We start from the raw sequence: 23,552 nt of genomic DNA on the forward strand, positions 1-23,552 counted from the left end.
TGAATGGAGATTCAGCTCTGCTGCGCGTACCGCATCAGATGATAGGAGGGGTCTCCGAACTGAATGTTGATGGAGCTTATTCGCTTGAAGTAATGGCCGACGTTCAGTTCGTCGCTCATGCCCATGCCGCCATGCAGTTGCACCGCCTGCTCTGCGACGAAGCGCGCTGCGTAGCCGACCTTGGATTTGGTGCCAGACGCCAGTTTCGATCCATTCGGCTCCTGAGCGGCGAGGCTGAGGTTCAGATGCTGGGTGAGCGAGATGGCCTCTTCGAGCGCGATGAACATGTCGACCATGCGGTGCTGCAACACCTGAAAGGTCCCTAGCGCTACCCCGAACTGCTTGCGGGTTTTGCTGTATTCGAGCGTCGCGGAATTCAGCACGGACATCGCTCCGACCGCCTCGGCGCAGAGCGCCGCAATGGCGCGCTCGCGGCAGGCCTCAAGGGCCGCAACGCCTTCGCCTTCGCGGCCGAGCAGCTGGCCGGCGGGCACCTCGACGTTCATCAGCGTCAGTTCGGCAGCGCGCCGTCCATCGATGGTCTTGAAGCTCTGCAAATGGAGATTGGTCGAATGGCTATCGACGACAAACAGGCTCACGCCATCCCGATCGTGAGGACCACCGGACGTCCGCGCCGATACGATCAGCTTGTCGGCCCACGGTGCACCGACCACCGCGGCCTTGGTCCCACTCAGGACAAAGCTTTCACCCTGGCGCCGGGCTGTCGTGGTGACGTTGTTGAAATCATAGCGCGATCGCCCTTCCGCCCAGGCCACCGCCCATATCGCCTCACCCTCCATGATCTTCGGCAGCAATGCCTCACGCTGTTCCGGCGAGGCGACGTCCTCGATCAGGCCGCCTGCGAGAACCACCGTCTCGAAATACGGTTCGACGACGAGGTTGCGGCCGAACTCCTGCATCACGATCATGGTTGCCAGCGAGCCGCCGCCCAGGCCGCCGGAGCTCTCCTGGAACGGCGCCGCGCAGAGTCCAAGCTCGGCGAAAGCCTTCCAGTGCCTGCGGCTCCAGCCCTCATCGGTCGAGACGATCTTGCGGCGTTCATCGAAGTCGTACTGCTCGCGCAGAAAGCGTTGGATGCTCGAACGGAGCAACTCCTGCTCTTCCGTCAACTGGATGTCCATGAGATACCTCGTGCGATGTCGTCAGAGACCGAGCACCGCTTTCGCGATGATGTTGCGCTGGATTTCATTCGATCCCCCGTAAATGCTCAGCTTTCGGGAGTTCAAATATTTCTCGGTTGCCGTGTGTCCATAGTCCGGTCCCGGCATGAACCGGTTGGCGGTTACCGGGTGCTCGCGGATGGCCAGCCCGTAATTGCCGATCGCCTGATGGGTCAGGTCCGTAATGCGCTGGAATATCTCCGTGCCTCTGATCTTGAACAACGATGCAGCCGGACCCGGATCGATGCCGCGCGACATCTGGGCAACGATGCGCAGCTCCGTCGCCTCCAGTGCGAGCACATCGAGCTCGACGCGCGCGATCTCCCTGATGAACTCTCCGAACGCCGGATCGCCCTCACCGACCTCGGTTCGCACGATCTGCTTGAGACGCGCGAGATAACGGGTCGACCGGCCGATCCCGGCCATGCTCGTGCGCTCGTTCCCGAGCAGAAATTTCGCGTAGGTCCAACCCCTGTTCTCTTCGCCGATTAGATTCTCCGCGGGGACGCGCACGTCCTCCAGGAAGACATCATTGACTTCGTGCGATCCCTCGATGGTGATGATCGGCCGCACGGTAACCCCGGGCGATTTCATGTCGATCAACAGGAAGGAAATGCCGGCCTGGGGTTTTGCCGACGGATCGGTCCGCACCAGGCAGAAGATCCAGTCGGCATGTTGGGCCAGCGTCGTCCAGGTCTTGTGGCCGTTGACGACATAGTGGTCGCCGTCGCGCACCGCCTTGGTGCGGACTGATGCCAGGTCGGACCCTGAGCCGGGCTCCGAATAGCCCTGGCACCACCAATCCTCGCCGGAGAGGATTCGCGGCAGATACTTCCTCTTCTGCGCGTCGTTGCCGAAGGTGTAGATGACCGGGCCGACCATGGTGACGCTGAACGCGAGCGGCGGCAGCGTCCCGGCCCGTGACGTCTCCTGCTCGAATATGAAGCGCTGCGTGACCGACCAGCCCGGGCCGCCATATTCCTTTGGCCACAGCGGAGCGATCCAACCCTTCTTGTAGAGCATCCGGTGCCAGAGCAGCGACTGCTCCTTGGTCAAATCGGTCTCGGGGTTTGGAACGCGCATTTCCTGAGGATAGTTTTCCGCAATGAAAGCGCGCAGCTCGTCACGAAACGCAGCGTCTTCACGGGAAAGATTGAGCTCCATCGTGAAAGCTCCCGCTACCATTTCTCGCCGAAGGGACGAATCTCCAGTTCGAAGGTCCAGGCGCTCCTGGGCTGCTGATAGAGCAGCCAGTAGGATTCGGCGACCGACGATGGCGGCATCAGGAGGTCGGGATCATCCAGCGCGTTCGGACCAAGCGCCTCGATCCGCCGCTGCCGTACCCATTCCGTGTCGACCCCGGAATCGATGATCAGATGTGCAACGTGAATGTTCTTCGGGCCCAACTCGCGCGCCGCGGCTTGCGCGACCGCCCGCAGGCCGAACTTGGCGCTGGCGAAGGCCGCATAGCCGCTTCCGCCGCGTAAACTCGCCGTCGCACCGGTGAAGAAGATATTGCCCCGGCCGCGCGGCAGCATCAGGCGCGCGGCCTCACGGCCGGCGAGGAAGCCGGAATAGCAAAGCCATTTCCCACACCTTGCGGAACACCCGCTCGGTCGTGTCCAGAATCGGAAAGTTGACGTTGGCGCCGACGTTGAAGATGCAAACCTCGAGCGGCGCGTGCTTGTCGGCATCGCCGAGGAAGGAGATGATCTCGTCTTCCTTGCGCGCATCGAGCGCGCGCGCGTGAATTTCGCCGCCGGCCTTCTCGATCTCCTTGACCAGCGGTTCGAGCTTGGCGCCGTCGCGGCGTCCCGCAAACACCGTAAAGCCCTCGGAGGCGAACTTCTTTGCAATCTCGCTGCCGATATAATCACCGGCGCCGATCACGGCCACGGTCGCGTTTCTCTTTTGCAAGGGTCTTCTCCCGGTCAGGTTAGATCTGTTGTGTGCGAAGCGGGACGATCGGCGCCGGAGGGGCTCCGCCCTCCGCGCGCAAGGACTCCGCGAGCTTGTGCTTGAGTATCTTGCCCGTAGACGTCGCCGGCAAGGCATCGAGAACGATGATTTCGGACGGCCGCTTGTAGGAGGTGAGCTGGATCCGGACGAAGCTCATGAGATCCGCCGGCGTCACCTGCGTCCCCGGCAGCAATTGCACAAAGGCCACGACATCTTCATTGCCGTCGGCGGCACGGCCGACCACCGCGCATTGCACGACGTCCTTGTGCGAACTGAGGACCGCTTCGACCTCGGCGGGGTAGACGTTGAAGCCCGAGCGGATGATCATTTCCTTGGTGCGACCGACAATATAGAGGCAATCGCCGTCGAAACGGACTAGATCGCCGGTATTGAACCAGCCTTCGCTGTCGATCACTTTGGCTGTCAGCTCCGGGGCGCGGTAATAGCCTCGCATCACGTTGCGCCCGCGGACGTGGAGCTCTCCGACTTCTCCCTTCGACGCCGGTCTGCCGTCGAGAGCCCGTATGCGCCCCTCTACTCCCAGCAGCAGTGTGCCGACCGCCTGATCGGCACGCGGTGCGTCGAAGCCGACGCCCGATATCCCCGGCGAACATTCAGTGATCCCGTAGCCGTTGAGAAGCGGCAGGCCGAACTCCTGCTCCACACGCGATTTCAGATTGAGATCGAGCGGCGCGCCGGCCACGGCAATTAAGCGTAACGAGCCAGGGTCGAGCCGCTTCAGGCCCGACACACTCTTGTACTCCAGCAGGCGCTGATAGGTGGCGGGTACGCCGTTGAGGATGGTTATCCCCTCCTCCGCCAGCGCCTTTGCCGTCGCCGCGGGATCAAATTTGCTGACCATCCGCACCGTGCCGCCGACCATCAAGGTCATGATCAGGAGCGAGATGCCGACAATATGCGAGATTGGCAACACCAGGTAGATCTTGTCGTCTCGATCCATCTTGCGGAAATGCGCCGTGGTCCTGGCGCTGATCAGCAAATTGTCATGAGAGAGCATCACGCCCTTCGGCGTTCCCGTGGTGCCCGACGTGTAGATCAGCACCGCAACTTGCTTCGCGGGTCCGCTTCCACCGGCTCGACCGTTGCATTTTCGTTAAGTTGCCCGACGCCGATGTTCGGCAGCGGGCCCAACTGCCTGTTCTCCGCGCCTAGGCGCGATGCGTGGGCTGCGGCCTCTTTCGAAACATCCGATGCAAAGAACATCCGGCGGGCGCCGCTGTGGTCGCGAATCTGGTCGAGCTCCCGCGCTGACAATCGCGGGTTGGCGACGATTGCCCAGGCGTCGATCCGGCTCGCCGCAAGGAGCAAGGCCGCCAGCGAAATGCAATTTTCGCTGACGATGATCATCCGATCGCCTGCTCGCACCCCGAGTGAGGAGAGGACAGCGGCTGTCTCGCTGACCCGCCCGTCCAGGTCACGATAGCTCCAGCCGACGCCGCCTTCGACCAGAGCGATTCGATCCGGGGCATCGGCGGCATGGTCCGCCGTTACCTCATGGATACGGCGCGGCAACCCTACAGCAATCTCATCGAGATCGATCGCCTCTGAAAGACCCGCCACCGCCACACTCCCGAAAAACGTGCGCCGCCTTTTTGCCGCGGCGCAATGGCGTGGAGTTAACGTTCTTTTTTAGAACTCGTCAATCGCTAATTCTGACTTGGCTCCTCTCGTCTCAACGTGACAGGCAACCTGCCGTTTTCCAAGAGTTTATAGAATTCTGTTTTACAACGCAGCCGACAACAAGTATCTCTAGTGCCAAATAAGAACTTATAGAAGCGGGAGAAACGGATGGAAAATCGCGGCGTAGCAATACTCGTTGGCGCAGGCGACGCCATCGGCGCGGCCGTCGCCCGGCGGTTCGCCAATGGCGGCTATACGGTTTGTGTCTGCCGGCGTGACGCGGCGAAATCCGAAGCACTGGTAGATGAACTCGCCGCTGCGGGCCACCGCATTCACGCGTTCAGCGTCGATGCTCGTCAGGAAGCCGAGGTCCAGAAGCTCTTTGCCGAGGTCGAAAAGAATATCGGACCGATCGAGGTCTGCCTTTTCAATGCCGGATCGAACGTCAACAAGCCGCTGACGGACACCACGGAAAAGCTTTTCTTCAAGGCGTGGGAACTGGCCTGCTATGCCGGATTCCTGGTCGGACGCGAGGCAGCGCGCGTCATGCTTCCGCGCGGACGCGGTACCATCTTCTTCACCGGGGCAACCGCCAGCATCCGGGGCGGCCGGGGTTTTGCGGCGTTCTCCTCTGCGAAATTCGGCCTCCGCGCGGTAGCCCAGGCCATGGCTCGCGAGCTTGGACCGAAGAATATCCACGTCGTCCACCTTATTATCGACGCCGGCGTGGACAGCGAGGCCATTCACCAGCGCATGAAAGCGGCGAAAGGAATCGAGGCAAGCGATATTCCCCCGGACAGCCTGACGAAGACGTCCTCTATTGCCGAAGCGTATTGGTTCGCCCATCAGCAAAGCCGCGACGGCTGGACCCATGAACTCGACCTTCGCCCGTCAGTGGAGAAGTGGTGATGAGCACAACGGATCTCACCCTGTGGGGCGCCGGTACGAGCCGCACGATCCGTGCGCACTGGGCCATGCACGAACTTGGCTTGTCCTACAGCGTCAAGCCGATCGGGCCACGGACAGGCGAGACCAAGACCGCTGAATATACCAAGCTCAATCCGCGCCAGAAGATCCCGCTGCTGCAGGACGGCGACTTCTGTATCGGGGAAAGTGCTGCGATCGTTGCCTATCTGTCGCGAATGTATTCCACGCCGGAATGCTCGTTGATTCCAGACGCCGCCCGCGATTACGCCGCGTGGCTCGAATGGTGCTTCTTTATCGTGGCCGAACTCGATTCCACGAGCCTTTACGTCATGCGCCGCCACCGCGCGGATGCGCTGGGACACATTTATGGAGTTGCGCCCGAGGTCGTCGCACAAGCCGGGGAATACTTCCGGCAACAATTGCGACACGTGGAGGTCGCGCTGGCAGACGGCCGGACGTTCTTGATGGGTCAGCAATTCACCAGCGCCGACATCCTCCTCGCGACGTGTCTGGACTGGGCCGTCGCTTACGGCGTCGACATTTGCGACAACGCGCAACCCTACCTTGAACGCATCAAAGGCCGAGGAGCCTATCGGCGCGCCGTCGAGGCCAATGTTCCGACGGGACCGATTGCGCCGGCGACGGCGAAGATCTGAGAACCTCTCGGCGGTCGCGAGAAGGGCTTCGGATCAGACGGCCACGCGCAAGCTGCGTTCGGCGACCATCCTGTCGATGGCGCCGTCGTCGTAGCCAAGCTCGCGCAACACCTCGCGCGAGTGCTCGCCGACCCGCGGCGCAGGTCCGCCGATCGCGGCTTCATTGATTTCGAAGCGAGCCGCCGGCTTCGGCTGCCTCACCCGGCCGACCTTCGGCTGATCGAATTCCGCGATGATGCCGCGCGCGACCACCTGCTCGTTGTGAATGATTTCGCCTCGCCGCAATATTGGCGCGCACGGGACGTCCGCGGCATCCAGCCGCTCCAGCCATTCGGCGGTCGTGTGCTGGGCGATATACTCCGCCATCTTGTTGATCCGCGCGGTGGCGTTGACCGAACGCGCCGACGGCGTCGCAAACCGGGGATCTTTGGCAAGCTCGGGATCGCCGGAGGCACGGCAAAATCCCTGCCACTCGGAATCGGAAATGGTGCCGGCGGTGATGTAACCGTCGCTGGTCTTGAACACCAGATCCGGCCGGTCATTCGGATCGGCAGCCGCTGCCTCGGCGCCCACCACGGTGTACTGCATCATGCCTTCCGGCCACAGGTACGAGATCATCACATCCAGCATCGCAACCTGAATGTGGTCGCCCTGCCCGGTCTTCTCGCGCGCATAGAGCGCGGCCGCCACCGCCTGCGCGGTGAACACGGCAGTGGTCTTGTCGCATACGATGGTGCGGATCATCTGCGGCCGGTTCGTGACCGGCTGCGACTGGATATCGGCGAACCCCGACAGGCCCTGGATGATCGGATCATAGACGCGCTTCTTCACATACGGACCGGTATCGCCGACTCCGCTGATCGAAACGTAGATCAGGCGCGGATGGCGCTGACGCAATTCCTCCGCGCCGAGACCGAGGCGCTCCATGGTGCCGGGCCGGAAGTTCTGCACCAGCACATCCGCCTGCGCGATCAGCCTGCCGAGCACCTCGCGACCGGCGAGGCTCTTGACGTCGATCGACAGCGAACGCTTGCCACGGTTCGAGGAGATGAACAGCGCCGAAAATTCTCCATCCTTGTCGATGGTGGCACGGCTGCGGCGGGTGATATCGCCACCGATCGGCTCGATCTTCAGCACGTCGGCGCCCTGATCCGCCAGGAACATGGTCGCAAAGGGACCCGACACGACGCCAGTCAGATCGAGGACACGAACACCGCTAAGCGGGCCAGGCATGGCTTTCTCCCTGAGCTTACTTTTGATTTTTGGTCCGGGTGCTTGGCTTTCGCCTCAACCGGACAGCCGGCGCCGCTAGGCGGTCTTGGGAAGGGGTTGCCTGGTCTGTTCGACGATCGACTCCTCGACGTCGCGGATCTGGTCCTTGCCGAAGAACATCTCCCTTTCCGACGAAGAATGTCGGCGAACCGAATGCCCCCCGGCTCACGGCGTCGTTGGTCAGATCGATCAGCCTCTTCTTGACGTCGTCCTGCTGCGCACGTGCGAGCAGCCGGTCGATATCGATGCCCGAGGAGGTAAAAGCACGCCGGAAGATTTCGAGGTCGTCCATCTTCTTGGGCTCTTCCCACATGTGATGGTAGGCGGCGCGGAAATAGGGCTGGAACACACCCTCGAATTGCGCAGCGACAGCACCGCGCATCAGCATCAGCGTGTTGACCGGGAAGAACGAATTCTGGCGGAACTTCGTGATGTCGTGGCGACGGATAAATCGCTGGGTCTCCAGCGCCTGGTATTCCGGCTTGTTCTTGATGCCACGGAGCGAGTCGAACGGCGACATGTTCCCCGTCGCCTTGTAGATGCCGCCAAGCAAAACCGGAACATACTCGAATTTCACCCCGGTGCGCTGCTCAATCCCCGGGATGGCGACTTCCGCCAGATAAGCATTGGGGCTGCCGAAATCGAATTGAAATTCAACCTTCAGGGGCATGTCGGCCTCTCCCGGAAAACGCGTTGGATGGTGGGGTTCGACGGTCGGCCAGCCGAACCCAGGTTCCTGACTGTTGATACAGTTCTAAAAACGAACTGTCAATTCTGGCGTAATCCCTGCTGGTTTATCCTGCTTGGCAAGGGATTGTTTCGAGTTAGGTACCGATCTAGAATGGTAGCGGGACCAAAAGCTCCCCTGGACGATTCGAGCGGAAGCCGTGGCAGACTGGAGATCTTGAATGAAATGGGGTGAGCTGGAGGAAGAGCCGTGCTCGATGGCCCGGACCATCGGCGTGATCGGCGATCGCTGGACCCTCATGATTCTGCGTGAGTGCTTCCTGCGCACACGCCGCTTCGAGGGATTTCAATCTTCGCTCGGAATCACACGCCATCTGCTCGCCGAACGGCTGAAGAAGCTGGTCCGGCAGGGCGTGTTGCGTCGTATCCCCTATCAGGACTCGCCCAAGCGGCATGAATACATCCTCACCCAGAAGGGACTCGATCTCTATCCGATCATGATGGCGATCGTGCACTGGGGCGACACTCATATGGTCGACGCGCGCGGGCGGCCTTTGCTGCATCAACACCGCAAATGTGGCAAGGACTTCGATCCGGTCATGGTTTGCTCCGAATGCGGCGAACCGCTTTCGGCCAAGGAGGTTCATACCCACCCCGGCCCCGGTGCTCGCCGCACCCCGGCAATAGCGGCGCCAGAGAAACCGAAGGCAAAGACCCGCCGGAGCGCCGCCTGAGGTCGATCGCTCGAGAGCGCATCGAAGGCCGCAACGGTAGCGAACGGCGCAACCGGCCCTCAGACCCGGATCACGTCTTGACGTGCCTCGTTGCAGTATAGACGTTCCACCTGTTCAGAGCGGTGTTTCAGCACCGCACGTTGATTGACATAGGCCTTGTCAGTGATTTCTCCTGCCGCCAATGACGGCGCGTCCTTCAGCAGCGAGAAAGAACAAATTGCTTCACTGCTTCCAACGGTCTCGTTGTACTCCTGAAGACGATCCTTCAAAAACTGGAGCACGAGACGGTCGCTGGTCAGATCCGGGGCCGGGGTTTTCGAAATCCTCGCCGCCTCGGTGGGATTCAACCAGCAGAGCAGCGCGCACGATTCACGATTTTCTCCCGCGACGACGATGTCCAGCAATACGCCACGCGTTGCCGCCAGGAGTGCCGCGCGCATATTCCCGATCGGGACCCACGTGCCGTTCGCGAGTTTGAAATTTTCGGAGATTCTGCCGGTGAACCGCAGGCCGCGCTCCGGCTTCTCGGGATCCAGAAACGAGACCGTGTCGCCGATGCGGTAGAATCCTTCCTCGTCGAAGGCCTGCTCCGTCAAATCCGGCCTTCCGAGATAACCGGGAGTGACGTTGGGTCCCTTGATCCTGACCTCGTAAGTATCGGACACAGGGATCAGTTTCAGTTGCAGGCCTGGCGCTGGAAGACCTATCTCTCCCGGCTGATCGGTCGCCCAATGGGTGGTGGCGATTGTCGGGGCCGTTTCGGTGGCGCCGTAGCCGGACATGACCGGAATTCGCCGGCCGGTGGCCGCAAACGTCAATCGATAGAGCTTTTCCAGCGTGGCCTGTGAAATGGCGGCGCCGGCATAGCTTAGCCGATCCATCCTTTTGAACACGCTGGCACCAAGATAAAGGTCGTTCTCGATCGCGTCGCACAGGAGATTATAGCCGGCAGGCACGTTGAACATGGCAGTCGGCGAAACATCCTTGAGATTTGCAACCGTCTTGTGGAAGAGCTGCGGCAGCGGCCGGCCATCGTCGATGTAGAGCGTCCCGCCGTTCTTGAGGATGCTGTGGAGGATGACGTTGCTGCCCATCGTGTGGTGCCAGGGTAGCCATTCCACCTGAACCGGTGCTTCCGGAGGTGACACCAGCAGGCTCCCCATTTGCAGGGAGCTTGCCATCATGCGGTGGGTGTTGAGCACGCCTTTCGGGAAGCCGGTCGAACCGGACGTGAAGAGAATTTTGGCGACGGCATCGCAAGACACGGCGCGTGATGCCCGCTCAAACCCGTCGCTCCCGGTTCGCGCCGCAAGGGTGCGGAAAGGCACCGTATCCGGCGCACCATCGACGCTGATCCAGGCCGCTTCCGCCAACTCGGGAATGGCGCGGCCAGCGGAAAAATCGCGTCCGCTCTGAACAAAAACAAAATTCGGGCGCAGCGTTTCCGCGATATCCTTGAGACGAGCCAGGCCGCCGGGCATCAGAGTGTAGTTTGGCGATATTGGCGCCAGGATGACCCCGATCGACATGGCCGCAAACGAGATCACCGCGTTCTCGATCGAGTTTCCTGACAGGACTGCCAGCTTGTCGGCGGGCTTCGCGCCCATATCGATCAGGCTTTGGCCGGCTGCCTGGACCTGCGACCATGCCTCGCCATAGGTGATCTCGTCCCATCCACCCCCGGCATTGCGTTGCGCAAGGAAAACCCGGTCCGGAACGGCAGCTGCCCAACTCGGCAGAAAATCGGTGACGCGCCAGTCGCACGGCGCCCATTCGAGGGGCGAACGCAAGATCAGCGCGCCGTCGGGGCGACGCTCGATGCGAACCTCTCGCGGCGCAAAATTCAGTGCCTTCGTCGACATCGAGATGGTCTCCGTAATTGCTGGAAAGACAATCGCGCGGGCGGCCGGCACGCAAGCCGTGCCGGATATGCCACCTTGCCGGTTGCGCGCTTATTCGGAGCTCGCGTCCAGCACTTCCCCGAAGGCTTCCCAGCTAGTGCCGGACCATCGCTGCAACCGCATCTGCGTCCAGATCATGTTCTGGGCGCCGCTGGTATTGACCTTGATCCCCGGCAGCGCGGTCGGGACGACGAAATCCTTGAGGTTCTTGGCCTGCGCAAGAACGTTCTGGCGGGACAGATCATTTCCGCACTGCTTCAGGATCTGCTCGAGCAGGATGCCTTGCTGATAGCCGGTCAGATAGCTGCCGTTGGTGATATCGACACCCGACAGATATTTGTCGAGAAAGCTCCGATAGGCCTGCATGGCAGGATCGTCCTTCCACGCCTGATCCAGGATATCCTTGTTGATCGTCCCGACGATCACGCCGACTGATTTGTCGAGGCCGGCCGGGGTGAGCGTGCCTCCAACCGAACCGGACGGAAAGTCGATGATGACGGTCGCCTTCCAGCCGATCAAAGAGGCTTGCCGGATTGCCTGCGCGGCGAACTTCGGTGTTCCCGCGATCATCAACGCGTCGGCGCCGGAGCTCTTCAGATTGGTGATCTGTGAATCGACGGTCGGTTCGGTGACCTCGTAGGAGGCGCTGACGACTTTTCGATCGTAGTCCTTGCCGAGAAACGTCTTGAAGGCATTGACGTAATCTTTGCCGAGGTCGTCGTTTTGATAGAGGATCGCATATTTGGCGTTCGGCAGCGTCTTGGTCAGATATTTGGCGTAGATTTTTCCTTCGGTATCGTAGCTGACAAGGCCCGTCGTGGTCAGCGGGTAAGCGGCGACGTCGGTGAATTTTGATGATCCGCTGACGATTGCAATGCTGGGCACGCCTTTCGCCTTCAAATATTTCGCCGTCGCCGAAACGCCGGGAGTACCGAGCTGGCCGAACATGAACGCCACTTCATCGCTCTCAACGAGCTTGCGGACGTGCTCCACCGCTTTGGGCGGGCTGTACGCGTCGTCATAGGCGATGTAGTTGATCTTGCGTCCGTTGACGCCGCCGCGGTCGTTCAAGGATTGAATGTAGGCGATCAGTCCCTTGCCCACGAGACCGATCGACGACGCCGGGCCGCTGAACGGAAACACCCCGCCGATCTTGATCTCGGTCGCAGAGACTCCCGGTTCGTCGGCCGCGAGTGCCGGGCCGCACAAGAGTAATGTCAGCGCAGCCACGAGCTTCCATGTCGGCGTCATTTTCTCGTCCTCCCAAACGCGCCGCGCCCTTTTCGGGGACATAGCGCTGTTACTGTGCGGCTGCCTGCTCGCGCCCTGCGTCCTCCAAGCCGAATTCGACTTCGCTGAACCGGACCCATCCAGGGCTGCAACCGCATATCGCGACCGTTACGACCGGTCGTCTCTTCTTTGAAGATACAGTTCTTTTTTAGAACTAGTCAACTGCTATAATCCAACGCGGCCGCTCGCGAACTCCGGGGCGCGCTCATCTGCGGAATCGAGCCAAGCAAATTGGCGTGCTTCCAGCGCTACTCTGGAAGGGCCTGGCCAGTCGATTTTGAAGTGTTCGAGACCGATCAACGCGCGGGCTCAGCCGCCCAGGCCGAGGCAAGATACGAAAATTCTCAGTTCTATTTAAGTATCAATCGCGCCTCCGGTTGCCCGCTCGGGAGCATCAGAAGCGCTATCTTGCCAACGCCAACGTCAGCACGCAGCGCGGTATGACGTTCGTGGTTCTCTCCAATGCGACGATCAAAAGAATCCGGCGCTCAAATCCAGGCCATGGGTAAGCGCGAAAGCAGAACACGAAAGCGCACGCTACGGCCAACAGCAGCGCGTGCTTTGCCACGCCGGCGCTGGTAACCGAGAAGATCGTGCGGGAAATTGCGCTTAAGATGGCCGTCTTGCACACGCCTTCGCGTCCTCGCGGCGCATTCCGCCCGAGCTTTGCTTCGTCGCTCCACCCTCTTGTCCAGGAGGGCGCAGGGAAGGCCCGGTGCCGGCTGGCACCCACGGTCCGCTGCGCGAAAGTGTAGCGCAAGGAAACCGCACAGCAGCATACAGGTGTAGCCAAATCACTCGGCCTTCCCTGCGCAGTGGCTTTACGGCTTATGCCGTGCTCTCCCGGGAGCCGAGTTCCTGTTGGCCTCCCTCGCCTTCACGAAAGTCGCGGACACCGCGCCGGTTGACGCGAATGCCGCCTCCGCAAAGGCTTGACCGTAGCAACGACGGCCAGGACCACACGGTTTTGCCGTACGCACGGCTCGCTTGTCGCCACCGGTTTCGACGACGTTGTGCACGTTGCCGCCGACCTGATGACGAGACGAACCTGACAGCGCCGCTCATCCAGCGCGAAACCTCGGGCTCACGGAGAGCAATCCGCCCTGCCCGCACTTTCGCGCCCGACGCTGTCGCGTCCACCGCAAGCCCGGCTCTACGACCATCACGACACATGGTCGCCCCTCAAGGGTGAGCCGGGATGGGCGACACATATGCCAAAACCGAATTTCGGTAAAGCGGAATATTTTTGTCGGGAGGGATTGACGGAGTGACGGGTGTTTTGCCCGACGGGTGACGGTTGGCAACGCTCAGAATTTTGGAGCGTCCGAGTGCCACCGCACAAGCGCATCCATGTTCAGTCGCATTTCGTTTGCATTGAACGATTATCAGGCCATACCGAGAAGCTTAGCCGAGAAACTGGTTGAGAGACGTTCGTCTCACCTTTGCTGGATGGAGAGCCAGTTTAGGCTGTCCCGATTCTCACCCGCTGCCGGAGGCATCAAAAATGCAAAGAACCCCCGGCAGTTTCCCGCCGGGGGCCTTGGAGGTCAGGTCGTTAGACCAAACTTACCAGTTGCGCTGAGCGCGGAGCAGCACGCTGACGGTGCTCTGATCCTTCAGCTCGTAGGTGGCACCCGGCTTTGCCACGAGTGGCGCAGCGGCAGGCGTGGTGATCGTACCAGCGTACTTCTGGTCGAGCATGGTGTAGGCCACGTCCGCCGAGAAGGTCAGGTTCTTCACCGGGGTCCAGCGGGTGATGAGACCGACCGTGCCGAGGTTGAAGTCCGGGTTGCAGGTGGTGATGCCCGCAGTGGCTGCGCCCAAACCGAGGAGAGCACCGCAGACGAGAGCCGAACCGCCGTTGCCGTACTTCAGCTGAGAGTACGAACCGTAGATCGCGGTGTTCCAGAACGCATCCCAGTTGTGGGTGAAGGCGCCACGGAAGCCCCAGCTCGTAACCGTGGAGATGCTGGTTCCGTTGGCAAACACACCGTCAGCAGCGCCGGCAAGGCCAAATGCTCTGATAGGCACCCGCCAGGCCGGTACCGCCGAACATTGCATAGTTCTGCGAGGCCAAGCTCTGGAAGTTGTAGCGGGTCGCACCGTCCGTGTAGACCGCCTGCACGTTGAGCGTGTCGCCGGCACCAGTCGGGATGTTCTTGATGGACAACGCCGCCTGCACAGCATATCCCCACTTGTCGCCCGGGTGACCGGCCGCTTCGGTTCCCGCAATCGCAGCCGCCGCGGGCAAGCCAGTGTAGTACCCGACGTGGTTGTTATGCGCCGCTGCGGACAACTGGAAGAGACCCCAGGCCTGGTCAACGCGGACCATACCCTGGATGTCAGGAGACCGGGTGCCACCGAAGGCGTTGATGCCGTAGCCGCCCGCGCCGAAACCCGCGACGGAAACGCCGGCGCTGGTGTTGTACAGGTTGCTCTGATAGTAGGCAGTCGGGTCTACCGCCGAAATCGCGGCCGTGATGCCCTGACCGAAGTCAGCGGTGTAGGTGAACTGGTTCACACCAGTGACCGTGCCGCCGCCACCCGTCAGACCGTCGAAGTTGTTGCCCGGATAGTTGGTCCAGGGAGCGTCGAACTGCGCGACGGCCTTACCCATGGTGAAGCCGGCGAACTGGATGAAGGCGTAGTACACGCCGAGCGTACCGCCAGCGATCGCGCCTGCGTTGGCATTGTTGGGCGCGCTAACGCCCGTGCCGCCGAGCTGCGAGTAAACGGTCGCGCCAGGAGTGGTGCCGCTGCCCGAGTACGCATCCGTGGTCCACGAGAACACCACATCCGCAAAGGTACGAACCACGCCGTATTCGGTCGCGGTGCGCGTGTCGACGTTGAAGTCTTCACGGGCGCGAGTGACGTAGTAGTTCGTCAGACGGTTCTGAGCACCTTGGGTGCTGCTGAAGTTACCGTTGAAATCGGTCGCGTTGATGGCGACTTCGGCGCGCAGATAACCACCCAGCTTGATGCAGGTGTCAGTGCCCGGGATATAGTAGAAACCGGCACCATAGAGCGAACAGATCCTCACGTACTCGACCGCTTTGGCCTTTACGGGAAGATCAGCCGCTTGTGCTCCCCCAACGGCGAGCAACGCTGCCGCGGAACCGAGCAAAAGGCCCTTGAACTTCATGTTAACCTCCAAGTTGAAGCCCCGTACAATTGCTCGTACAAAGCCGTTTGAGCTACCCGCAAAAACACGTCGAAATTCAACGCGTCCCTGTAACGATGGTCTGCTTCAGCGAAAGACCTAAACGGGACGACCTTGGGATGCCCCCCTCCGTCGCACTCACGATAAGAAGCGAAGACCTCCGATCAATCAATGACAGACTGCCTTTGTTGAGGCCTGAATGGCGCGTTTTTGGACGGATGTTGCACAAATATCACTTTTTGCTGAACGGCTACTTTTCACCAATACCTTGATAATACTTACGAAATGCCAGCCGCTTGATAGAAGTGCTCGGGGCGTGATCTCGCGCTGGTAGGAGTTCCCCACAGCCTCAATTCTCTCTCTGCTCCTGATCATCTCGGGGAATCAGCCCAACCCCAAGGCCTTGCGTCTTTCGAACGAGGGAGTTTCTTGGCGGAGACCCGAGGCTTTGCCCGAGCGACGCGGAGTCACTGCTCGGGCGGCTGATCTGAGCTAGAGCGTCACTCTTCTAATCAGGACTTCTCCTGGAGATGCACGGGAAGGCCCCATCGCTACGGAACGAAGAAGGTCGCTCCGGGTGGCAAGGAGAACCTTCACTTGCAGCGTTGGGCGAAGCAGCCATGTGTTCGGCCTTCTCGAGCGGTACTCATGACCGCTCGCCATAATGCCCTCCGCGGATCAGGTCCCGATCAAAAGCACGCATTCATAGCGGATCACGGCGAGTGCGCCCGCCGTGATCCGGCTGCCCAAATTGCGATCGCCTTGCTTGCTGATACTGCCAAGCTTGTCCGGCAACGCGCAGGGGTGTCGAACAGCTGTTGGCGTCGCCGATCCAGCTGACTGCCGGGTCCCGGGGTTGCCCGCGCGTGTCTTGCGGATCTCGGCAGTCAGTTGCGGACACTGAAGGCTCAGATCCTGGAGTTCGCAGATCCTGGAGTTCGATAGGCGCATTATTGCTTGGCATCGATCAAACGCGACAAGCAAGCGACTGGATGCGATCCCTGGCATCGGTTCAGCACCGGCAACGGCGCTAGTCGCGAGCGAGTTGATGACGGCAGTCTGCTGGCGAATGATGAGATGCCGCACGCGATGAAGCATCAGACTGCTCTGTTGTTCGATCGTCTTGCTCTCCACGAACCGCATGTTAGGCCTTGTGACCGCCTCGCAAAGCGCCTCCGCGTCGGTGCTGTCGTTCTTCTGCCGCTTGACGTGGGGCTTCACATAGGACGGAGGCATCAGTTGGACCGTATGCCTCAAGGCCTGCAGCCGGCGCGACCAATAATGCGAGGACGCACAAGCCTCGTTCCCCACTCGGCGCGCGGCATCTTCTCAAAGAAGGACGGCACGAAACGGCGCTTGAGCTGAAGGCGTACGACCACATGGAATGACGGGTGCCTCGCTATCAAGGCACCCGTCCGAAGTTAGTCAACCAAAGCTCATTCTACCTAGCGACTGCAGCTTGGGCCGCGGCGATCTTCGCCTTCACGGCCTCAAGATTGAAACTCGCGCCCTTTTGCATCGGCGGAAACTCGATCGCAGTCATCGCCAGCTTTTCAACCTGTTGTTGAACAAATACGAAGCGCCAGAATTCATATTTGAACCAGTCGAAGTATTGCTGCGCACCTTCCTTGGTCCCGTTGTTCGGCCAGCCCGTGCGCTCGAACGGATCGAGGCGCAGGTTGGTTATGTAGGGTACATCCGGCTTGCTTTTGTCACCCAGCCAGCCCCCAGGCTGGTCGATGAACCGAAACTTGTAGTCATCGATGCGCACCGCGCCGAGCTCGCTTTCGCCGAAGTACCAGATCTCGTGCCTTTTCGACGGCCCCTGACCGGTGATCATATCCATCTGATTATAACCATCGAGATGGCACTTGAACGTGGTTTCGCCGATCTGCTTTCCCTTCTTCAATTCTTCGACGATGTTGGGATTGCCCGCGGCAGCAAGAAGCGTCGGGAACCAGTCGAGGCCGGAGATGATGCCATTCTCGACCTTGCCCACCGGCACTTTGCCGGGCCAGCGGATCATTGCTGGGACGCGGAAGCCGCCTTCCATCACCGTGCCCTTGCTCTGCGCGAATGGCGTCTGTCCGCCATCGGGCCAGGTGAACACTTCGGTGCCATTGTCGGTCGTGAAGATGACGATGGTGTTGTCGTCGACACCCATGTCCTTGAGCTTCTTCATGACAATGCCGACGTCATCGTCGAGTTGCGCCATACCGGCTTCATGGATCGTCCAGCCGTTCTTGGAGTTGCGCAACGCCTGATATTTCGGCGACAGATGGGTGACGATGTGCATGCGGGTCGGGTTGAGCCACAGGAAAAACGGCTTGTTCTCGGCCTTCGCCTTATCGATGAACGCCAGCGAGAGGTCGCGAATTTCGTCGTCCACGGTTTCCATTCGCTTCGGATAGAGCGTTCCGGCGTCCTCGATCCTCTGCTTGCCTACCTTGCCCCAGCGCGGATCTACCGTGGCGTCGTCAACGCTGGTCGCATATGAATGAATCATGTTCCGAGGACCGACGGTGTTCAGCAGATCCTGCGGATAGGCGGGATGGGCCGGATCTTCCATCGCATCCAGATGATAGAGGTAGCCAAAGAATTCGTCGAAGCCGTGCACGGTTGGCAAGAACTCGTTCTTATCGCCGAGATGGTTCTTGCCGAATTGGCCGGTCGCGTAGCCCATTCCTTTTAGCGCCTGAGCGATCGTTACGGCCTGCGCCGGCAGGCCTGTGGGAGCGCCGGCTTGGCCAACGGTCGTCATACCGGTGCGGATCGGCAGCTCGCCAGTGATGAAGTTGGCACGACCGGCCGTACAACTCGCCTCGGCGTAATAGTCGGTGAACAGCATGCCTTCGGCGGCGATCTTGTCCAGGTTCGGTGTCCGGCCGGCCATCATGCCGCGGTGGTAAGCGCCAAGATTCCAGATGCCGATGTCGTCGCCCATAATGACAACAATGTTGGGCTTTTGTCCGGCAGACGCAGCTGCGGGTGCTGTCGTCGCCTGCTGCGCCTGGGCAGGGCTCGTCAACCCGACGGCTGCGAGTGCCGAGGCCGCGACGAGAGAGCTGCCGCTCAATAGCAATTCGCGGCGTTTCAATCCTGCGCTGCCTGGCCCGGTAGCGAGCTCTGACTTCTCTGACGCCTTTTTGTCGCTCATGACGATTCCCTTCCTGGTGAGCACGTGAAGCCGAATGACGAGAGCGTCGGCTCGAGGCGGCATGACTCGGCGGGGCAAGAGCGACAACAGTATGCGCAAGTACTGAAGGCTCAATGTCGGCCGTCGCAAGTACAGCTTGTGAGCCGACGCACTAACGAAAATGACCCACGACCCATCCTGGCGGAGTTTCTAGGGATCGACTATGCGGAAACGGCAACCGCTCCAATTGCGAGCCCAACCCGATCATGCGGATGGCTCAGGGGCTGTGCAGGATCGCTCCGTTGCGGAACGAGGTCGCTGAGATGGCTAGATGGCAAGCTAGGCGTTGGTCTTCCTCATCAGGATTTTCTCCTGGAGATGCACCGGAATCCAACATGGCTCGCGGACGTATCGATCGGCTCGGCATGACGGGCTGCCGGGCGATAGCGTCGGCAGTAGTTCGGCGCACACAGATGTGAGCCTCCCTTGAGCACTCTCCGGGGAATGCTGATGTTCGGGGTGCGCGGGTCGTAGCTCCCGCCCTCGGCGCCTCCGCGCGGATTCTGCGGAACGCAACAAGCCTTCGGCGCATCGGCATCGTGCTTCGCCGAATACCAGTCGGCCGTCCACTCCCAGACGTTGCCGATCATGTCATAGAGGCCGTAGCCGTTCGGCGGAAACGCGGTCACCGGCGAGGTACGTTCGAAGCCGTCGGCTGCGAGGTTCTCATGCGGAAAATTCCCTTGCCAGGTGTTTGCCATGTGTTTGCCAGCAGGACTCAGTTCGTCTCCCCACGCGAACTCCGCGTCGCTCAAGCCCCCGCGTGCGGCGAATTCCCATTCGGCTTCGGTCGGTAGTTCCTTCCCGGCCCATTTTGCGTAGGCTTCCACGTCGCGCAAAGCGACGTGAACGACGGGGTGATCTTCCAGCCCACGGATATTGCTGTGACGTCCGTAGGGCCGTCGCCAGTTGGCGCCGAAGGCGAATGTCCACCACTCCCCCCAGTAACGCAGGTCCACCGCCTCTTTGGGCGGGGTGAACACAAGGGAGCCTGCTTTGAGCATCCGCGGCAATGCGTTTGGATAATCCTTCGCGTCGGGAGTGACCTCTGCGAAGGTGACGTAGCCGGTCGCGTTGATAAACTCGCGGAACTGGCGATTGGTTACAGGCGTCCGGTCCATCCAAAAACCGTCCACGGTAACGCGGTGGGCGGGCGCTTCCTCCGGATAGTGCTTGTTTGAGCCCATCCGAAACGTACCGCCCGGTACGTGCACCATCTCTATATGCGGTGAATCTTCAACGCGCCTGGGATCAGACTGGGGAGCGAAATTCATGTGACTTCCGTCTTGCCGATCACTTCAGTAGCAGAGTGCCCAGCCTGTGCCGCGCGCACTATGCGAATTCGGCAGAATCCCGAAATCCTCGAAGCGAAGAGCAAGCCTTAACTACGAACTCGAAAGGCCAGGATTACCAATCCCGCCCCCTGAATGAGGAGCAGCGCACCAAAGACAACCGGCACGGCCAATGCGGCTGCGATCGGAGACCCTAATAGCAGAAGCCCAACCAGGCCGTTGATCGCTCCCAGGATAAGCGGCCCGATGCCGCCACCCTTGAGGCCGGCAATGATCTGCAGGGCGCCCATGACAAGTCCTTGCACGCCGAGAATGAGGACAAGCACAGTAGGCACGGTCAGGGAAGCAACCAAAGGGTGCCTTAGAACGAACAGTCCAGCCAGAACGCCGACAAGCCCGCTAAGCAGGGACCATATCCACGGAGTCGAGCGATCGACGAAGACCTGAACCAGCGCAAGGAGGCCGGTGATAAGCCAGTAGAATCCCAGGAAAGTTGTGAGCGCCAGGATTGTGGCTCCGGGCTGAGTGACAAGCATAAGGCCAAGGATGATACCGGCAAAACCCTGCAGCAGGAAAACCCACCAGATGCTCGGCTGTTGCGGAAGGATAGCGATATTGGTCATGACGATCGGGCTCCCTCTGCTAAATGGCTGGCGGCAATCGCTGCGGCTTGAGCAGCTCGGCGATGTCGAGCGCGGCTCGACGCCAGCTCACAGTATCCAAAGTGACCGGCTTTGGGCCGGCCACTGATGTTGGATATCGGCAGGCGTCGTTACTCGCTCTGGTGACCGGACTTCTTCATCTCTGCGAGGATACCGTCGAGGTTATAGGTCTCCGGTGCCTGCATCGGGGGGAAGTCCTTGTACGAAAAGAGCTCCTTTTCCCAGAGCAGCTGGCCGAGCGGCAGGATATTCCAGTCGTAGAGATAGGCCGTGCTCGGAGAGCCGATCGAACCGGCATAGCCCAGCAACGATTTGGCATCGGAGCCGACCGTCTGTTCGAATGGGTCACGCTTGATGTTGGCGACCTGCGTCCAATGGAAGCTCTGCGCTCCGAACAACCCGCCGGTCCCGGTGTCCGGCACCATCGTGTAGTACATCTTCCAGTTCTTGTAGCGTACCGCCGATGGCTGCGCGCCGGTGTAGTAGAAGAAGACTTCGCGCGCGGACTTGTCCGTGCCTTCGAGATAGGCGCGCTGATCGACGCCGTCCAGCGTCGTCTTGACGATGCCGGGGTAGCTTCCGGCCTCGATCTGCTTCTTCAAAGCGTCGCCCTTCGGGCCGCCGGCGATGTCGACCAGCGTCGGCAGCCAATCAAGTGAGGACATCATCTCGCTCTTGACCGTGCCCGGCTTGATGTGGCCCGGCCAGCGAACGACCAGCGGGGCGCGCATGCCACCTTCCCAGGTGGTCAGCTTGCCGCCCTTGAAAAGGGTGGTGCCGCCGTCGGGAAAAGTGATGTTCTCGGCGCCGTTGTCGGTGGTGAAGACAATGATGGTATTGTCGAGCTGGCCCATGTCTTCGAGTTTCTTGAGAACATAGCCGATATTGTCGTCCATCTGCTTCATGCCGGCCTCGTTGAGGCCCCAGTCCTTGCCACCGGGCTCGCCGATCATCGCCTCGTATTTCGGTGGCAGCACGGTCGTGATGTGCATGCGCGCCGGGTTGTACCAGACGAAGAACGGCTTGTTGGTCTTCTTGGGATCGTTCCGATCAAGATAGTCGATGACCTTGGCCGAGATTTCTTCGTCCACGCTTCGGGATCGATCGAGCGTCAAGGGACCTTCGTCCTTGCAGGTCTGGTTTGCTTGCGAGCCGTCTGATGATCTGCACGCAAGCACTGGCCGCGGCGGCGTCAAGCACGTCGTTGTTCGAGGATCCACGGCACCTGGGACTTCGGTGAGACCCGGGACCGGGGTTGCTTTGCACGGAGGCGCAATGCCTTGCACGGTCGGGCTCTTGTTGATGTCCGGGAAACTCACCCCCTGCATCGCGTCGAGGTGATACAGGTAACCCCAGAACTCCTGGAAACCATGCGCAGTTGGTAGCGCCTCGGGATTGTCACCAAGGTGATTCTTGCCGAATTCGCCGGTGTTGTAGCCGAGGTCGAGCAAGAACTTGGCAACGGCGGGGGTGCCAGGCCGCAGCCAGGACGGGCTGCCGGGTAGCTGCGGGGGAATCATGCCGGTGCGAAGGGGATGCATGCCGGTGAAGAACGCGTTGCGGCCGGCGGTGCAGCTCTGCTCAGCATAGTAGGTCATGAAAAGCGCACCGTCATTTCCGATGCGGTCTATGTTCGGAGTCTCTCCCACCATCAAGCCGCGATGATAGATGCTCGGCTGCATGATGCCGATGTCGTCGCCCATGATGAAAAGGATGTTGGGCTTTCCGGCTGGCGCCTGTGCGAAGGCTGGCAGGGTCATCGCAGGCAAACTGACGGCCGCCAAGGCCGCCCCTGAGACCAGCATCCGTTTTAAGCTTTTAGTGATCGTCATAGCTCCGGCTCCTACTCTCACGATGTGTGAACGGCAGACTTTTCGAAGTCTGGAGGGCGGCCGCAGAAAGCGAAATCAATTGGCCGCACTCGCAGAGCTTTCCGCTTGCTGACGTGGCTAGTCTTCCAAGCTCTCTCAGAAGGGGCTATGCGAATCCGGCAGAGCGCTTGTAAATTATTCCGCTTTGTTGGAAACGCGGCGCAAAGTTGACGAAGGTGTTTCACCGAAAGCGTCACGGTAGGCCACCGCAAAGCGGCCTAGTTCGGTGAAGTGATGATTTCGCGCAATCTCTGAAACACTCGCCGATTCCGGATCGGCGCAACTCAATGCGGATCGCGCCCTGTTCAACCGCCGCAACAGGTAATACCGGCTTGGACTAACGCCCAGAAATTCTGCGCAGCAAACTCGCAAGGTGCGCTCCGGCACTCCGATTGTGCTGCAGAGCTCGGACAGGTTCAAATGAGGCTCGCTTCGTCGCGCCAAACACTCTTCGAAGCGAAGCATGATATCGGCGTGGCGCAGCCTGGAATTCGAGAGCCCATCGGCATGCCTGGTCGACAGGCATTTGACGAGTGCATGGAGCAACTCGCGCTCGAGCGAGGCCGCACGGGCTTTTGAAATGAATTCTCCAGCCCTTTCAGCGAGCTGACACGCTTGGGAAACCAGGCCCAACAACACAGCAGTGGCGCCGTCTCCAGGAACCAAGACGTAGCCCTGTGATGGCGCTCTAATTGTTTCACCAATCAGAGTTTTGCTGCATGCGATCAGCTGATCTGGCGGCAGAGACATCATGTACCAGTCCCCTTCTCCGACGGTTCGCTGGTGCGCTTTCTGCCCAAGGGAATGGAAAATCAGATCGCCAGAATTCAAGCGCCCAAGCCGCAATAGATCAGGCTCCGCGTCCGACTCGTCGAAAACGAGATGTGCACATGGGCCGGCGGCAAGGCGAGGAAAGCGATGCGCGGAAGGTTCTCTCTCCCTCTCAACACGTTCAGGCAGCCAAGATCCAAATGGCTCAGTTGCCCCTTGAACGCTCCATTCGATGTAATAAAGAGCTCGATCTTCGCCGCTCCAATCGCCGCACCGTAGGCGTCTGGACTAGCGAAAGTCGCCATTCCGTTCTGGATCATCCGAATCGTCTCGTTCGAAGACGGCCGCCGCC

Annotated in this window: 16 protein-coding genes and 4 pseudogenes; 3 read left to right on the forward strand and 17 right to left on the reverse strand. The window is 60.4% G+C overall.

Translation table 11 applies throughout. The annotated features are described in order from the left end of the window. Nucleotides 1-11: 11 nt before the first annotated feature. The 5 genes and pseudogenes from ACVWW3_RS22240 to ACVWW3_RS22260 all read right to left on the reverse strand — a co-directional run bounded on the left by ACVWW3_RS22240 (nucleotide 12) and on the right by ACVWW3_RS22260 (nucleotide 4,721). On the reverse strand, nucleotides 12-1,142 hold the full coding sequence (locus ACVWW3_RS22240; protein WP_456648654.1) for an acyl-CoA dehydrogenase family protein: 1,131 nt from the start codon (nucleotides 1,140-1,142) through the stop codon (nucleotides 12-14). A gap of 21 nt (nucleotides 1,143-1,163) precedes the next feature. Further along, a complete protein-coding gene (locus ACVWW3_RS22245) occupies nucleotides 1,164-2,345 on the reverse strand; it encodes an acyl-CoA dehydrogenase family protein (protein WP_247444745.1) in 1,182 nt (393 codons plus the stop codon). A 14-nt stretch (nucleotides 2,346-2,359) separates the two neighbouring features. Then, a pseudogene (locus tag ACVWW3_RS22250) lies at nucleotides 2,360-3,098 on the reverse strand (SDR family oxidoreductase). Nucleotides 3,099-3,117: 19 nt separating this feature from the next. Further along, complete coding sequence (locus ACVWW3_RS22255; RefSeq protein ID WP_456648652.1) at nucleotides 3,118-4,203, reverse strand: class I adenylate-forming enzyme family protein; 1,086 nt, start codon at nucleotides 4,201-4,203, stop codon at nucleotides 3,118-3,120. Beyond that, nucleotides 4,197-4,721, reverse strand: coding sequence for an AMP-binding protein (locus ACVWW3_RS22260; RefSeq protein ID WP_456648651.1), 525 nt, complete (start codon nucleotides 4,719-4,721; stop codon nucleotides 4,197-4,199). Before ACVWW3_RS22260 ends, ACVWW3_RS22255 begins: the two co-directional genes overlap by 7 nt. Nucleotides 4,722-4,949: 228 nt before the next feature. Between ACVWW3_RS22260 and ACVWW3_RS22265 the strand changes: the two genes are divergently transcribed. Next, nucleotides 4,950-5,690: an SDR family NAD(P)-dependent oxidoreductase gene (locus tag ACVWW3_RS22265; protein WP_456672116.1), complete on the forward strand. Its 741-nt coding sequence runs from the start codon at nucleotides 4,950-4,952 to the stop codon at nucleotides 5,688-5,690. Further along, nucleotides 5,690-6,364 (forward strand): glutathione S-transferase family protein, encoded by a 675-nt coding sequence (locus ACVWW3_RS22270; RefSeq protein WP_456648650.1) that lies wholly within the window; start codon nucleotides 5,690-5,692, stop codon nucleotides 6,362-6,364. Before ACVWW3_RS22265 ends, ACVWW3_RS22270 begins: the two co-directional genes overlap by 1 nt. A gap of 33 nt (nucleotides 6,365-6,397) precedes the next feature. Here ACVWW3_RS22270 and ACVWW3_RS22275 read toward each other — a convergent pair whose 3' ends face one another. Further along, nucleotides 6,398-7,597, reverse strand: a complete 1,200-nt coding sequence (locus ACVWW3_RS22275; RefSeq protein ID WP_456648649.1) for a CaiB/BaiF CoA transferase family protein — start codon at nucleotides 7,595-7,597, stop codon at nucleotides 6,398-6,400. 75 nt (nucleotides 7,598-7,672) lie between these two features. After that, nucleotides 7,673-8,306, reverse strand: a pseudogene (locus tag ACVWW3_RS22280) (DsbA family protein). A gap of 238 nt (nucleotides 8,307-8,544) precedes the next feature. Here ACVWW3_RS22280 and ACVWW3_RS22285 point away from each other — a divergent pair. After that, entirely contained in the window at nucleotides 8,545-9,057 is a 513-nt protein-coding gene (locus ACVWW3_RS22285) for a winged helix-turn-helix transcriptional regulator (RefSeq protein WP_354105666.1), read from the forward strand. Between the two features lie 59 nt (nucleotides 9,058-9,116). Here the strand turns inward: ACVWW3_RS22285 and ACVWW3_RS22290 are convergent, their stop codons facing one another. From ACVWW3_RS22290 to ACVWW3_RS22335, 10 genes and pseudogenes are all read right to left on the reverse strand, one after another. Continuing rightward, on the reverse strand, nucleotides 9,117-10,919 hold the full coding sequence (locus tag ACVWW3_RS22290) for an AMP-binding protein (protein ID WP_456648647.1): 1,803 nt from the start codon (nucleotides 10,917-10,919) through the stop codon (nucleotides 9,117-9,119). A gap of 90 nt (nucleotides 10,920-11,009) precedes the next feature. After that, complete coding sequence (locus ACVWW3_RS22295) at nucleotides 11,010-12,209, reverse strand: ABC transporter substrate-binding protein (RefSeq protein ID WP_456648646.1); 1,200 nt, start codon at nucleotides 12,207-12,209, stop codon at nucleotides 11,010-11,012. A 1,605-nt stretch (nucleotides 12,210-13,814) separates the two neighbouring features. After that, nucleotides 13,815-15,390: pseudogene (locus ACVWW3_RS22300) on the reverse strand (porin). A 1,115-nt stretch (nucleotides 15,391-16,505) separates the two neighbouring features. Next, nucleotides 16,506-16,719: pseudogene (locus tag ACVWW3_RS22305) on the reverse strand (IS110 family transposase); the annotation flags it as partial. A 130-nt stretch (nucleotides 16,720-16,849) separates the two neighbouring features. Further along, the gene (locus tag ACVWW3_RS22310) at nucleotides 16,850-18,565 is read right to left on the reverse strand and encodes an arylsulfatase (RefSeq protein ID WP_456672117.1); all 1,716 of its coding nucleotides are present in this window, start codon (nucleotides 18,563-18,565) and stop codon (nucleotides 16,850-16,852) included. 338 nt (nucleotides 18,566-18,903) lie between these two features. Continuing rightward, nucleotides 18,904-19,878 carry a formylglycine-generating enzyme family protein gene (locus ACVWW3_RS22315; protein ID WP_456648644.1) on the reverse strand — a complete coding sequence of 325 codons (975 nt, stop codon included), beginning with the start codon at nucleotides 19,876-19,878 and terminating at the stop codon, nucleotides 18,904-18,906. A gap of 107 nt (nucleotides 19,879-19,985) precedes the next feature. Continuing rightward, nucleotides 19,986-20,519 carry an HdeD family acid-resistance protein gene (locus tag ACVWW3_RS22320; RefSeq protein ID WP_247444734.1) on the reverse strand — a complete coding sequence of 178 codons (534 nt, stop codon included), beginning with the start codon at nucleotides 20,517-20,519 and terminating at the stop codon, nucleotides 19,986-19,988. A gap of 149 nt (nucleotides 20,520-20,668) precedes the next feature. Then, complete coding sequence (locus tag ACVWW3_RS22325; protein WP_456649771.1) at nucleotides 20,669-22,363, reverse strand: arylsulfatase; 1,695 nt, start codon at nucleotides 22,361-22,363, stop codon at nucleotides 20,669-20,671. 201 nt (nucleotides 22,364-22,564) lie between these two features. Continuing rightward, entirely contained in the window at nucleotides 22,565-23,182 is a 618-nt protein-coding gene (locus ACVWW3_RS22330; RefSeq protein ID WP_456672118.1) for a helix-turn-helix transcriptional regulator, read from the reverse strand. A 74-nt stretch (nucleotides 23,183-23,256) separates the two neighbouring features. Next, nucleotides 23,257-23,520 carry a hypothetical protein gene (locus ACVWW3_RS22335; RefSeq protein WP_456672119.1) on the reverse strand — a complete coding sequence of 88 codons (264 nt, stop codon included), beginning with the start codon at nucleotides 23,518-23,520 and terminating at the stop codon, nucleotides 23,257-23,259. Nucleotides 23,521-23,552 lie beyond the last annotated feature (32 nt).

This window comes from Bradyrhizobium sp. LM2.9 (assembly GCF_054056555.1).

Bases quoted from the DNA above. Each gene is read 5' to 3' on its own strand.
- ACVWW3_RS22240 (WP_456648654.1), bottom strand. From the start codon at position 1,142: ATGGACATCCAGTTGACGGAAGAGCAGGAGTTGCTCCGTTCGAGCATC.
- ACVWW3_RS22245 (WP_247444745.1), bottom strand. From the start codon at position 2,345: ATGGAGCTCAATCTTTCCCGTGAAGACGCTGCGTTTCGTGACGAGCTG.
- ACVWW3_RS22265 (WP_456672116.1), top strand. From the start codon at position 4,950: ATGGAAAATCGCGGCGTAGCAATACTCGTTGGCGCAGGCGACGCCATC.
- ACVWW3_RS22270 (WP_456648650.1), top strand. From the start codon at position 5,690: ATGAGCACAACGGATCTCACCCTGTGGGGCGCCGGTACGAGCCGCACG.
- ACVWW3_RS22275 (WP_456648649.1), bottom strand. From the start codon at position 7,597: ATGCCTGGCCCGCTTAGCGGTGTTCGTGTCCTCGATCTGACTGGCGTC.
- ACVWW3_RS22285 (WP_354105666.1), top strand. From the start codon at position 8,545: ATGAAATGGGGTGAGCTGGAGGAAGAGCCGTGCTCGATGGCCCGGACC.
- ACVWW3_RS22290 (WP_456648647.1), bottom strand. From the start codon at position 10,919: ATGTCGACGAAGGCACTGAATTTTGCGCCGCGAGAGGTTCGCATCGAG.
- ACVWW3_RS22295 (WP_456648646.1), bottom strand. From the start codon at position 12,209: ATGACGCCGACATGGAAGCTCGTGGCTGCGCTGACATTACTCTTGTGC.
- ACVWW3_RS22310 (WP_456672117.1), bottom strand. From the start codon at position 18,565: ATGAGCGACAAAAAGGCGTCAGAGAAGTCAGAGCTCGCTACCGGGCCA.
- ACVWW3_RS22315 (WP_456648644.1), bottom strand. From the start codon at position 19,878: ATGAATTTCGCTCCCCAGTCTGATCCCAGGCGCGTTGAAGATTCACCG.
- ACVWW3_RS22320 (WP_247444734.1), bottom strand. From the start codon at position 20,519: ATGACCAATATCGCTATCCTTCCGCAACAGCCGAGCATCTGGTGGGTT.
- ACVWW3_RS22325 (WP_456649771.1), bottom strand. From the start codon at position 22,363: ATGCTGGTCTCAGGGGCGGCCTTGGCGGCCGTCAGTTTGCCTGCGATG.
- ACVWW3_RS22330 (WP_456672118.1), bottom strand. From the start codon at position 23,182: ATGATGTCTCTGCCGCCAGATCAGCTGATCGCATGCAGCAAAACTCTG.
- ACVWW3_RS22335 (WP_456672119.1), bottom strand. From the start codon at position 23,520: ATGATCCAGAACGGAATGGCGACTTTCGCTAGTCCAGACGCCTACGGT.